Here is a 13,369-nt window from a genome sequence, read left to right as displayed (position 1 = left end):
ATGAAGATTCTCATGTCAAAGGAATGAACAGCTGCACTAACGGCCGTTCATTCTTTTTTTTATAATAAGAGCATCATAAGACATAGAGGTGGAAACATGAACATTTTGGAGCTCAAACAGCTGAGTAAGAAATTCGGTGATTATGCAGCCGTTGACCAGATGTCGCTTGCCGTAAAAGAAGGTGAGATTTTCGGGTTTCTCGGCGCAAACGGAGCCGGAAAAAGCACGACGATCAATATGATCTCAGGCCTTTTAAAACCTTCAGGCGGAGACATTCTGTTTCTCGGAAAAGATATTTTCAAATATAGCAAAGCAACGAAAATGAATATCGGCATCGTCCCTCAGGACCTCGCGATTTACGAAGAATTAAACGCCTATGAAAATGTGAAGTTCTTCGCCGGGCTGTACGGCCTGAGAGGGGCGGCTCTGAAAGAACGGGTTGAGGAAGCCCTGACATTCGTCGGCTTGAGCGATAAACACAAATATTTGCCGAAGCATTTTTCCGGCGGAATGAAGCGCAGGCTCAATATTGCGTGCGCTCTTGCCCACCGGCCGAAACTGATCATCATGGATGAACCGACGGTCGGCATTGACCCGCAATCAAGAAATTATATTCTGCAATCAGTGAAAAAGCTGAATGAAATGGGCTGCACGATCATCTACACGAGCCACTACATGGAGGAAGTGGAAGAAATATGCACACGCATCGCCATCATCGACCACGGAAAAGTCATCGCAGAAGGCACAAAAGAACAGCTGACCTCCATCATTACCGACACGAAGGACGTCGTGATTGAGCTGTCATCCGGAAACGGCATCAGCCTCGGCGATATTCAGGAGCTGCCCGGCGTCAGAGCCGCCGCGCTGGAAGAAAACAGCGTGAAAATCAGCTCTGACACAGGGGTCAACAATTTAAACCGCCTGATCCGGTACTTCATGGACAAAGGCATTGAAATCCGCTCCTTGCAGGAACAGGCCCCTGACTTAGAAACGGTATTTCTCACGCTGACAGGCAGAAGCCTGCGCGACTGACCCCATTGAAAGGAGGATTGCAAATGAATATTCTGCACATCGCCGTGAAAGAAATCAAAATCAGTTTCCGCGACAGACGAACTTTTATTTTCATGCTTGCTTTTCCGATCGTCTTCATGCTGATTTTCACTGCGGCATTATCAAACGCCTTTGATTCAGAGGTGACGGTCGGAAACATCAAGGTGGTATATACGGACCAGTCAAACGGCCCTCTTTCTCATGATTTTACTGAGTTTATGAAAAACGCCAAAAAAGAGCATGTCTATTTTCAAAAAGCGGACACGGAGGCAAAAGGCAAAAACGAGGTTCGAGAAAATCAGGCGGATGCTTTCGTCACTGTAAAAAACACCGGTTTTCAAGTCTATACAAATGACCGGAGCGGCATAAACGGCACGATCGTCCAAGGCATGCTGACCGCTTTTACCAATCAATACAAAGCAGGCGCCGCCGCTTACAAGGCGCATAAGGCGCCTTCCGCCGGACAAATCAAAAGCGATTATATGAAGCAGACGTCTTTACACAAAGCGAAAGAACCGAAAGCGAAAGATTTTTACGCGATATCCATGACGACGATGATCGGGCTGTACGCCTCGATTTTTGCAAGCACCTTATTCCGCGGGGAAAGAATACGGCACACCGCAGATCGCCTGATCGCCGCCCCGCTCCGGAAAAGCGATATCTTTCTCGGAAAGATGCTCGGCATTTTGGCTGTGAATGTTCTGACGATTCTTGCCGTTGTCGCCTTCAGCAAATTTATCTTAAAAGCGAATTGGGGCAGCCACATGGGACTTGTGCTTTTGATTCTCGTTTCTGAAATTCTTTTGGCCGTCAGCTTCGGGCTCAGCCTGAGCTATTTGACCAGAAAACCCGAAAGCGCCAGATTAATCACCGTCATCATCGTTCAGGTGATGTCCATTATCGGCGGCGCCTATTACAAATATGAAGGCGGAGGAATTTCCGCCCTGTCGCCCTTATCCTGGATCAATAAGGCGATTAACAGCATCATTTACGCAAATGATGTATCAGCGACATGGCCTGCACTCGGTTTAAATACAGCATTGGCGGCACTCTTTTTGCTGATCGCCGCATTTACGTTTCAAAGACGGGAGGGACTGTAATATGAAAAACTTCTGGTGGCTGTTTGCGCACACTCTCAAAGGGATTACAAAAAGCAAAAAACAGCTCATTCTTTATATCGGGGCTCCGCTGATCGGCGTCTTCCTCTCCTTCATGACCAATGCCAACGGCGGAGCCGAAACGCTCAATATCGGCATTCTCGATCAAGACGGCGGAGAAGTGGCGAAGGATACGGCCGCGTTTTTAAAAGGACTGGATCATGTGAAGATTTCGGAGGAAACAGCTGCGTCCGCCACATCAAAGATCGCTTCAGGAAAAATGGAGGCGCTCATTACGCTTGAAAAAGGCTTCTCCCAAAGCGTAAAAGACGGGAAACCGTCTCACATCGGCATGACCTCGCTGAAAGGCGCCCAGGTCACCGGATATGTCAGCTCTTATTTGTACAATTATATGAACAGCATCGCCTCAATCGGCAAATCCTCCGGCGGAGACGCAAAGGCCTTTCAGGCGATGTACGCCGATTTCAAGCATTCTCCCATTCAAACGGAGTCCGCTGTTTTACAAGATACATCGAACCATAAAGAAATGACTTACTCAGTCATCGGGTATCTCATTATCATTATGCTCTATTCCGCAGGCAACCTGACGGAACTAATGATTAAAGAGAGAGAAAACAGGACATACTACAGGCTTCTGTCAACGCCGATCACATCAAAGCAGTATGTATTGGCGAACGCGGCGGTGAATATCATTATCATGGCCGTCCAAATTCTATTCGCCGTTCTCTTTATGGGCGCCGCTTTTCATATTCATCCGTCATTCCCGCTGTGGCAGCTGTTCGTCCTGATGATGCTGTTTGCATTAAGCGCGATCGGGGTCGCCTTTATTGCCGTCGGTTTTTCCAACAGCAGCGCTTCGGCATCGGCGCTTTTGAATTTGATCGTCGTGCCGACATGCTTGCTGGCCGGCTGCTTCTTTCCGGGCAATATTATGCCGAAAACGGTGCAGACAATCGCCGAATTTCTGCCTCAGCGCTGGGTGCTCGATACGGTCGATCAATTGCAGCACGGCCGCACGTTCCAAAGCCTGATGCTGAACATCATCATTTTGGGAGCCTTCGCCGCCGCCCTGTTATTAATAGCCGCATACAGGTTCAGCGTAAAACGTCAGACACAGACATTTATGTAAAGAAAAACAGCCCCGTAAAGGGCTGTTTTTTTCTTAGAACAGAAGCTCGTCCGGATTCGGGCCGACACGCTCGTCTTTGTTCAATGCGCTGATCTTTTCCATTTCTTCCTGTGACAGTTCGAAATCAAAAATATCGGCATTTTCTATGATGCGGTGCTCTTTAATCGATTTCGGAATGGTAACGACTTCGTTCTGAAGATCCCAGCGCAAAATCACTTGAGCAACCGATTTGTTATGTTTTTCCGCAATTTGTGACAGCACTTCGTTATCGAGGAGCTGTCCCTGCATCAATGGAGACCATGCTTCCACTTGAATGCCCTGCGCTTTGCAGAAATCTCTTACTTCTTTTTGAGTCAGGCGCGGGTGGAATTCAATCTGGTTGACCATCGGCTTGATTTCAGCATCTTTCAGCAGTTCTTCTAAATGATGCACTTGGAAGTTGCTGACGCCGATTGCGCGGATTTTACCGTCTTTGTACAGCTTTTCAAGAGCGCGCCATGTGTCTTTATATTTATCCTTGCCCGGCCAGTGAATCAGGTAAAGGTCGAGGTAATCGAGGCCGAGGCGCTCAAGGCTTTTCTCAAACGCGTCAAGTGTCGTTTCGTATCCTTGATCTTCATTCCACACTTTTGACGTGATGAACAGCTCTTCTCTGGCAACGCCCGCAGCTCTGATGCCTTCGCCGACACCCTCTTCATTTTTGTAAATAGCCGCCGTATCAATGCTGCGGTAGCCGTTTCTGATTGCCGCTTCGACGGAGTCCGCCGCTACGCTTCCGTTTTCCACCTTGAAGACGCCAAGGCCGAACCACGGCATTTCAACGCCATTATGAAGCTTTACAGTATCTTTTAAGCTTTTTGCCACGTTGAACCATCCTTTCTAGTCATTATGTAAACGGTTATTATTATCTCACATTTCCGCCGTAAGAAACCAATTATACGCTCATCGTCATCACAAAAACCATCTTTAGTGCCCAAGCACCACTTCCGTTATTATTTTCCTATTTTTCAAAAATTCCGGTTAACCGGGTAACTGTCCGGGTAAATCGCTACTGTAGCCACCACACACTTGAAGGAGGAAATCATATGAAACGTATGCGTATCCCGATGTCCGTTGCCCTTGGCGCCGCTTTGTCTCTGACTCCTCTGTCCTTTGTATCCGCAAAAGAAACCCCGGTTCCTCAAAACATGGCACAGCAATCATCAGATGTCTCAGCAAAAGATGTCGGATTAAACATTGACGTTGACCTGCTCGGCATCGGCAATTCGATTGCTGACGCGATTAAGTCGGCGCAAAACCGTGACGGCTTCGTCAAAAACTTAATGGAATCTTCATTCTACGCTTCCGGACAAAAATATAACGTCATGGTGTTTAATTTAAGCCAGGAATATGAAGATCATTTTAACGGCGTTCAGTTTTACGGTTCCGCCGTTTATGACGGCATCACGTACGGCATTTGGGTGTTTGAAGACGGAAGCTTCACCAATAAAGGTGATGGCGGCTGGATCAACTGGGCCTTCAGAGGCTGGTTTGACCGCGACGGCGATCACGTCGAATTCCATCGTCCGTAATCAAAAAAAGTCCGGCGACAGATGCCGGACTTTTTTTGATTTATTCATCTCCGTCAAGCATGGCCGCTTCCACATCATTGATGTATTGGCGAAGCTCATGTGACATATCGCGGGAAATTTCCCGCTCTTCGAATAATGTTTGGATTTCGTTGCGGATGGCCTGCACGGCCCGCAGTTTGATTTCGAGTTTTTGATTTTCAAAACGGCGGCTTGGACTCTGTTCGTGATACGAGTGCCCCAGCCTGAAAATCAGGTGATTGTAAAAGGAAATGACGGCAAGCGTCACATCTTTATTTTCTTCGGTCATGTGTTTTTTCAGGCTTTCAATGGCCGCTTTTGCCGTTTTAACCCTTGTGGCACGGATGAGGCCTTCTTCATTTAAAATCGTCATTTCCGGCTTTTTATGTTCACCGAAAAAGATCCAGTACATCAGGCGTTTCAGCTTTTTCTTAGATAAGCCGACTTTAAACGGATTCGTATACAGCACTTCCAGTTCATCAAACCGTTCCTGAAGGCTGTCAGCCGTTTCTTCCGGTATGTCGCCCCGCTCAATCAGCCGCAGCAATTCTTCCTGTTCTGCCTGTATCCCTTGGGCGCGGACTTTCCGCTCATCTTTTTTCGTGCGGTTTTTGACGGTGAACTGCTGAAACCTGAGATTTTTCATTTTCTCATTGTATTCGGCAATGACCGCAAAAGAAGCCGTTTTGTTTGTCTCATTCATATTTTCTTTAATGGCGGTTAAGGCAGCTTTTATCAGCTTCCGTCTCGCTGTCAGCAATTTGACTTTCTTCTCTTTCACATTGTCTTCCGGCTTATCTGTCAAAATCGGCAGTACAATTGTCGCCAGTACCAATGTGCACATAATAACACCCGCGGCTAAAAAGAGAATCAAATTCCGTTCAGGAAACGGTGAGCCGTCAGAGAGCACGTAAGGAATGGAAAAGGAACCCGCAAGCGTGACCGCTCCCCTGACGCCTGAAACCGAAATCAGCAGGGTCGAGCGCAGGCCGGGTTTATAAATGCTCTGATCCTTGTTAAAAAACCACTTGCCGTTCCAAAAAAACAGCACCCACAAAAACCTGAGAATCATTAACGTCAGCGTAATGACGATAATGTACCCGATGACCATCATATTGTTAAACGCGGTATCATTAAAGATGACGGAAACCACATCCGGTATTTGCGCCCCTAAAATAACGAAAACAAGACCGTTCAGAATGAACAAAATAATATTCCACGTACTTGAAGAGACGATTTGCAGTTTGACCATCGTTGATTCAAGACGGTCCTGCTCCACCGCATGCGTGATGCCGCCGGCCACAACAGCTAAAATGCCGGAAACGCCGATTTCTTCAGCCGCGAGATAGATGACGAACGGCGTCAGAATTTGAATCAGCATATGCATCGTGACATCCTGCATGCCGAGGCGGCGCAAAAACAGCCTGAAACGGATAATCAAAAAAGAAATGACGACACCGCTGAGTAAACCGCCGGCTGAAATCAGAACGAAACTGAAGGCGGCCTGCGTCAGCGAAAATGCGCCCGTCACGGCAGCCGCAATCGCAAATTTAAAAGCGACCAGGCCGGATGCGTCATTCATCAGCCCTTCTCCTTCAAGGAGACGCAGAATGCCTTTTGGCATCTTCACTCGCCCTGACAGCGCGCTGACCGCGACAACGTCAGTCGGTGACAGTATCGCCGCCAGCCCGAACGCGGCAGCCAGCGGGATGCTCGGAATCATCCAATGAATCGTGTAACCGCCGACAATCACCGTGGCAAACACGAGCCCGAGCGCAAGCAGCAGAATCGGCGCTCTTAAATTCCAAAGTTCCGCACGCGGCGTCCGTTTTCCATCGTTAAAAAGCAGCGGAGCGATAAACAAAACAAAAAACAATTCGGTATTCAGTTCAAAATGAAGCCCCTGCGGAAATGACGCCGCAATGATACCGAGCGCCACCTGAATCAAAGGCACCGGGATAAAGGGGACAAACCGATTTACGATATTTGAGATCGCGATGATGGTTAAAAGTACGAGTACGACTAAAAATATGTCCAAAGCATGACCTCCTTCATCTGCTGCATCATATCATTATTGCCTGTTCTCTGCCTTTGCCAAAGGCCGGAGCCGATGATCGGGCAGATTCAATATATTTTCCGCACGCAACCATTCTTCTTTTATTTTACCCGTTTTTATTTAAAATTTCTCATAACGTGCTCACGGCGAACTTTTTTTGCCTTCAGCTACATTTTTTCCGAAAAAAGAAAAAGCCTGTTTTCTCTGAAAACAGGCTTTTTCGCAAGCTGCGTCATCTGTTTCATGACGCGGTGCAGCGTTTATGCTTCTTAGTAAAGGATAGAGAACGCACCGTCAGTGTGTCTCTATCCTTGGTTTTAAGTGCTCATCTTATTCGTGAAAATTCGTGCCGTCTGTCGTCGCTTTAATGATGCCCGCGCGGATGACGAAATCGCCGAAGTGTTCGCCTTCCTCACGCTCTTTCGCGTAGCGCGGGAGAATGGTGCGAAGCTCACTCAGAATTTCCTCTTCACCGATATTTTCCCGGTACATTTTGCTCAGACGGCTGCCGTCAAACGCCGCTCCTAAATACATATTATATTTTCCGGGCGCCTTTCCGATAAATCCGATTTCGCCGAGCGCATGGCGGGCGCAGCCATTCGGGCATCCGGTCATACGGATGGTGATTTCTTCATCCCGCAGCCCGTTTTCGTCAACAATGTCTTCAATCTTATCAATCAATTTCGGCAGATACCGCTCGGCTTCGGCCATGGCGAGCCCGCATGTCGGAAGCGCGACGCAAGCCATTGAACTGCGGCGGAGGGCGGAATGCTGCCGGCCGTCTGTCAGACCGTATTGTTCGATTAATGCGCTGATTTGTTTCTTTTTCTGGCTCGAGACATTGCCGATAATCAGGTTTTGATTAGAGGTGAGACGGAAATCTCCCGTATGGACTTTAGCGATTTCACGTAATCCCGTCATCAGCTTGTAATTCTCATAGTCCGTGACGCGGCCGCCTTCGATAAACATCGTAAAGTGCCATTTACCTTTTACACCCTTCACCCATCCGTAACGGTCGCCGTTATGGTCAAAATGATAAGGTTTCGCTTCATCCAGCTGCCAGCCGAGGCGGTTTTCCAGCTCGGCTTTTACGTTTTCCAGCCCGAGACGGTCAACAGTGTACTTGAATCTGGCATTCTTTCTGACGGAACGGTTTCCGTAATCGCGCTGAATCGTAATGGTTTTTTCCGCTACATCATACAGCTGCTCCGGTTTGCAGAAGCCGATGACTTTTGAAAGCTGCGGATAAGTGGCCGTATCGCCGTGCGTCATTCCCATACCGCCGCCGATTGCAACGTTGAATCCGATAAGACGGCCTTCCTCCACGATGGCAATGAAGCCGAGATCTTGAGAATAGACATCGATATCATTGGACGGAGGCACGGCGATTCCGATTTTGAATTTCCGCGGCAGGTACAGCGGCCCGTACATCGGTTCCGTTTCCGTGTCAGGAGTGCCCGCCACACGTTCCTCATCAAGCCAGATTTCATGATAGGCTCTCGTGCGCGGAAGAAGGTCATCGCTCAATTTCTTCGACCATTCGTATACTTCCGCATGAATTTCAGACTGGTGCGGATTTGAAGCGCACATGACGTTTCGGTTGACATCTCCGCAGGCCGCAATGGTATCAAGCAGCGCTGCATTGATTTTCTGAATCGTTTTTTTCATGTTCCATTTTAAAATTCCGTGCATTTGGAACGTTTCACGCGTTGTCAGCTTCAATGTATTGTTTCCGTATTTTTGCGCCAGTTCATCCATGACAAGCCATTGTTCCGGAGTTGACACGCCGCCTGGCATCCGAACGCGCAGCATGAACTGATAAGCCGGTTCAAGCTTTTGTTTTTGACGTTCATTACGAAGATCGCGGTCATCCTGCAAGTAGCTTCCGTGATGCTTCATCAGCCGGTTGTCATCGTCCGGGATGCCGGCTGAAATCCGGTCGAGCATGACTTCTTTCAATGTGCCGCGCAAATAATCGCTTTTTTCTTTAATTTCCTCAACATCACTTGGAGGGCCTTCCGGCGCTTTTAAAATGTTGTTCACCATGCTGAATAAGCTCCTTTCAAACCAAAATCAATATACGTCACGCTGATAGCGTTTTTTCTGCTGCATGTCTGCCAGGAAGCTTTCCGCTTTTTCACGGCTCATGCCGCCTTCTTCCTGAATGATATCGAGAAGCGCCTGGTGCACGTCATGCGCCATATGCTGTTCATCACCGCAAATGTATACGGCGGCTCCCTGCTGCAGCCATTCATAAAGCTCTTTGCTTTGTTCTTTCATGCGGTGCTGCACATATACTTTTTCCTCCGAATCCCGGGAAAAAGCGACGTCCATTTTTGTGAGAACACCGTTTTGCAGCCATTTTTGCCATTCCGTCTGGTACAGAAAATCAGTGACAAAGTGCTGATCCCCGAAAAACAGCCATGTTTTCCCTTCAGCTCCGGTTTCTTCACGCTCCTGCATAAAGGAACGGAACGGCGCGATGCCTGTCCCCGGCCCGACCATAATGATCGGTGTATCCGGGTTTTCCGGCAGCTTGAAGTTTTGGTTGTGCTGAATGTAAATCGGAAGCGTATCTCCCGGCTGGAGTCTTTCCGCACACAGAATGCTGCAGACGCCTTTTCGTTCTCTGCCGTGCGCGTTATATCTGACCGCTCCGATTGTCAGATGCACCTCTTCCGGATTCGCTTCTAAACTGCTTGCGATCGAATAGAGCCGGGCCGGCATTTTACGCAGGATGGAAAGAAAGTCTTCCGCTGTCGCTTCCCACGGCCCGAAATCCCGGACGAGATCAAGCAGATCACGGCCGTTGATGTATGCTTTCAGCTGCTCTTCGTTTCCTTCGGCCAGAAGTTCACTCAGCTTTTGGTCAGCCGTAAACTGTGCGGCCTTTTGCAGGAACGGTTTTGTTAAGACGGTTATTTCAAAATGAGAAGTAAGCGCATCTTTCAGCGGGAGGCGCTCTCCTTGTTTATTCACCGCCACTTCCTGTTTTGGGTCCCATTTCAGCTCATTGATCAGCTCATCAACGAGCGCCGGATCATTTTCCGGATAGATGCCGAGGCTGTCTCCGGGCTGATACGCGAGGCCCGACCCTTCAAGCGAAAGCTCAAGATGGCGTGTCTCTTTATTCGAACCGCGTCCGTTCAGATTGATGTTCTCAAGAACCTCCGCCCGAAACGGGTTCGTTCTGGAATAAACGGATTCACCGAGAGCCGGCGTCTCGGCAGGCGCTTCGGCTGTTTGATTTCCCGCTCCTTCGTTCAAACCGCCGATGACCGCGTCAAGCCATTCAGAAAACGGCTCATCATAATCAAGATCGCAATCAACCCGCGGCGCAAGCTGTGTGCCGCCGAGCTCTTGAAGACGCTCGTCAAACTCTTTGCCGGTCTGGCAGAAAAATTCATACGAGCTGTCCCCGAGCGCCAAAACGGAGTAACGGAGCGCTTCAAGCTTCGGCGCGCGTCTGCCGTGAAGAAATTCATGAAAGGCCAGCGCGTTATCCGGCGGATCGCCTTCTCCGTGCGTGCTCACCACGATCAGTAAATTGTTTATTTTTTTCAGATTATTCGGCTTAAAATCGTTCATCGACGCGACGGTGACCTGGAATCCCCGTTCCTCAAGCGTCTTTACCGTCTGTTTCGCAAGACCTTCCGCATTTCCCGTTTGCGATCCGTATAATACGGTCACTTCTCTTGAGACTGCCGGGCTTTCTGCAGGAGCCGGAGCAGCGGGTGCGGCTGTTTCACCGGATTCGGACCGGGCCGCAGCCAAATAACCGCTCAGCCAGATTTTCTGTGATTCTGTCAAGGTCGGCAGAAGGCGGTTAAGGAGCTCTGCCTGCTCCTGATTAAACGGACTGTTCATGACCTGAAGTTGCAACGATATCCACCTCACAAGGAATTAAACGTAACGTACGTTATTTCTATAGGAATTGTCAAAATAATATTCTAATTGAAACTTTACCGAAAGTTTGTATGTAAGTAAAATATATAATCATGATGACAACGATTAAGATTACTAATGATAAAAAGCCCTTTGCTCTTGGCAAAGGGCTTACACGAATAAGCCGGCGGGCACTTCTTTAATAAAAGGAGAGGGTTCTCCCGGAGACAATACGGTCAGATGATGCATCGCCCGCGTACAGGCCGTATATAACAGCTTACGGTCATGTTCGCTTTTGTACTGGACAGCAGAGGCGTCAGCAGCAATGACGGCGTCAAACTCAATGCCTTTTGCCAAATAAACGGGAATGACGCATACCCCTTTTTGAAAAGGCTGGTTTTCTTTATTGATCAAGCGGACACCGCTCTCGGCGCTGACCGCCTGAAACACTTTTTTGGCTTCCGCGGCCGTTTTGCAGATGACGGCGACCGTCTCCCAGCCTTTTTGTCTGAGCTCCCGGATTGTATCCGCCAATTGTTCCTGCCGCGCATTTTCTGTATCCGTCCGCAAAACACGCGGTTTTTCCCCGTTCCGGTTAAAAGGCTCAATGTCATCGCCGTCAGCCAGCAGCGCTTTCGTAAATTCAACAATCTGCCGCGTCGATCTGTAAGTCCGCTTCAGGCTGACATACTTTTCTGCACCATTGCGAAAGCAGCCGGCGAGGGAAGAAGGGCCCGTAATGGTGTGGGCATAAATCGACTGGCTGACATCACCGAGCACCGTCATCTTTGCCGCTGGGAAGATGCTTTGAATATACGTGAGCTGAAATGGGGAATAATCCTGCGCTTCATCAATGAAGACGTGCTTCATTTGTGTGTTTTTTCTTTTTCCTTCTAACAGATCCTGCAAATACAGATACGGAGCGGCATCTTCATACGGAAGTGACCGTTCTGCAAATGCTTTTCTGGTCAAAGCGCCGATGCTCTCCCAATGATCGGGCTTTTCATCAGCTCCCCAGTCTGAAAACAGCCGGAGATACATCCGTTTTATATCGAGAAAGCCGAGCCGTCTGACAGCCTGCTTAATCGGTTTAAAGGCTTTGCCGACAATAATGGCGCCAAGCAGCCGCTGTTCGCGCTGATGGTCGTCAAATACAGGTTCATCATCTGCCGCCTGCTTCTTGAGTGTTTGATAAACCTCAGCATAGTCTTCCTTATCAAGCAGCTCGCTCTCCTGCAAGACCCATTCCTTCTTACGCTCCTTTTTTTCGAGAGCGCTGATTTCCGCGAGAAGCCATTCCGCTGTCAGCTCCGCTCTGTTCGGAATCGGCAGCTGCTGATCAAGCGAATAAAAATAGGCTTCAATCCGCTCTTTTGAAATCAGGATGTCTCCCCGGAAGCTGATCTGTTTACACATCAGGCCCGAGCCGGAAAGCGAGCCGGCATAGCGGTCAACCATGGCCTGGAAAGCTGATGACGCTTTGTAAGCAACGGCTGCGAGCCTTACGGAAAGTGCGTCCTGATTTTGTTCAGTCAGGCAATATTCAAGCTGCTCGTACGAGCTTTCACAATCAAACTTTCGTCCGAGCCGGCGGATGATATATTCCTGAAAGGTGGCCTGCTCCATATTCTCTTCTCCCAATTCCGGCAAGACGGCGGAAACATAACTGTTGAACAAAATGTTCGGGGAAAACAATACAATCTGACGGGCATCAAGCACCCCGCGCCCGCGGTACAGCAAGTAAGCGGCCCGCTGAAGCGCCGCGGATGTTTTCCCGCTTCCGGCGGCTCCCTGAACGATGAGATATTTGCTTTTTTCATCCCGGATGATTTCGTTCTGTTCTTTTTGGATGGTTGACACGATGTTTTTCATATGCTGTCCGGAATGGCCGCTCAGCACCTCTTGCAGCATTTCGTCACCAATCGTCATATCCGTGTTAAACATCGCTTTAAGCGTCCCGTTTTTAATGATAAACTGCCGCTTCAGTGTGATGTCTCCTTCTATCGTTTCTTCGGGAACTTCATAGCGGGCTTTTCCCGGGGAATATTGATAGTAAAGAGATGAGATGGGCGCGCGCCAATCATAAATGAGAAATTGCTCGTTGTTTTCATCCATCAAAGAAGTCAGCCCGATATAAATCCGCTCGGAAGAGGACTCCCCTTTTTCCGTAAAATCGACACGGCCGAAGTAAGGAGAGGTTTTCAGCTTTTGGATTTTTTGAAGCTGCCGGTATTGAAGCCGATGCGTCCGTTCACGTTCTGAAAGCATTTCTGCCTGCTGTTTAATGCTTGAAAATGTCTCAGCCGCTTCGTGGGCGTCATCCATATTCACGGTGACATCATCCCAAAACGTTTTTCTCAGCCCGACAATATCCTGCTTCAATCCGCCCGATGAGGCTTCAAGATGAGTTTGTTTCTGTTCCAGTTCCTTCATGACAAAATTGATTCTTTCCTGCTCTTCTTTCCACTCTTTATCACGTTTTGCCATCAGCGGCACCTCCGACATCAAGCTGACAAATCCGGCTTTCATCATACAAACATAT

At 48.7% G+C, this 13,369-nt stretch carries 9 protein-coding genes; 4 read left to right on the top strand and 5 right to left on the bottom strand.

What is annotated here, in order from left to right; translation table 11 throughout:
- The first annotated feature begins 96 nt into the window (after positions 1-96).
- Genes G9F50_RS10810 through G9F50_RS10800 form a run of 3 tightly spaced genes read left to right on the top strand, consistent with a single transcriptional unit; the run spans position 97 to position 3,297 of the window.
- A complete protein-coding gene (locus tag G9F50_RS10810; RefSeq protein ID WP_015240573.1) occupies positions 97-1,032 on the top strand; it encodes an ABC transporter ATP-binding protein in 936 nt (311 codons plus the stop codon).
- A 23-nt stretch (positions 1,033-1,055) separates the two neighbouring features.
- A complete protein-coding gene (locus G9F50_RS10805) occupies positions 1,056-2,150 on the top strand; it encodes an ABC transporter permease (RefSeq protein ID WP_060561948.1) in 1,095 nt (364 codons plus the stop codon).
- 1 nt (position 2,151) lies between these two features.
- Entirely contained in the window at positions 2,152-3,297 is a 1,146-nt protein-coding gene (locus G9F50_RS10800) for an ABC transporter permease (protein WP_060561949.1), read from the top strand.
- A 33-nt stretch (positions 3,298-3,330) separates the two neighbouring features.
- Here the strand turns inward: G9F50_RS10800 and G9F50_RS10795 are convergent, their stop codons facing one another.
- The gene (locus G9F50_RS10795) at positions 3,331-4,161 is read right to left on the bottom strand and encodes an aldo/keto reductase (RefSeq protein WP_007410023.1); all 831 of its coding nucleotides are present in this window, start codon (positions 4,159-4,161) and stop codon (positions 3,331-3,333) included.
- Between the two features lie 221 nt (positions 4,162-4,382).
- On the opposite strand from G9F50_RS10795, the gene G9F50_RS10790 reads away from it, so the two are divergent.
- Entirely contained in the window at positions 4,383-4,868 is a 486-nt protein-coding gene (locus G9F50_RS10790; RefSeq protein WP_007613741.1) for a hypothetical protein, read from the top strand.
- A 40-nt stretch (positions 4,869-4,908) separates the two neighbouring features.
- Here G9F50_RS10790 and G9F50_RS10785 read toward each other — a convergent pair whose 3' ends face one another.
- From G9F50_RS10785 to helD, 4 genes are all read right to left on the bottom strand, one after another.
- Entirely contained in the window at positions 4,909-6,924 is a 2,016-nt protein-coding gene (locus G9F50_RS10785) for a Na+/H+ antiporter (protein WP_060561950.1), read from the bottom strand.
- A gap of 348 nt (positions 6,925-7,272) precedes the next feature.
- Positions 7,273-8,988 (bottom strand): assimilatory sulfite reductase (NADPH) hemoprotein subunit, encoded by a 1,716-nt coding sequence (cysI, locus tag G9F50_RS10780; RefSeq protein WP_012118438.1) that lies wholly within the window; start codon positions 8,986-8,988, stop codon positions 7,273-7,275.
- A 27-nt stretch (positions 8,989-9,015) separates the two neighbouring features.
- Positions 9,016-10,824, bottom strand: coding sequence for an assimilatory sulfite reductase (NADPH) flavoprotein subunit (locus G9F50_RS10775; protein ID WP_060561952.1), 1,809 nt, complete (start codon positions 10,822-10,824; stop codon positions 9,016-9,018).
- Between the two features lie 174 nt (positions 10,825-10,998).
- Positions 10,999-13,314 (bottom strand): RNA polymerase recycling motor HelD, encoded by a 2,316-nt coding sequence (gene helD / locus G9F50_RS10770; protein WP_060561953.1) that lies wholly within the window; start codon positions 13,312-13,314, stop codon positions 10,999-11,001.
- Positions 13,315-13,369 lie beyond the last annotated feature (55 nt).

This window comes from Bacillus sp. EKM206B, from assembly GCF_011066015.1.
In the GTDB taxonomy this organism is placed as follows: Bacteria; Bacillota; Bacilli; order Bacillales; family Bacillaceae; genus Bacillus; species Bacillus velezensis.
This window is presented reverse-complemented; position numbering and strand designations above follow the sequence as displayed.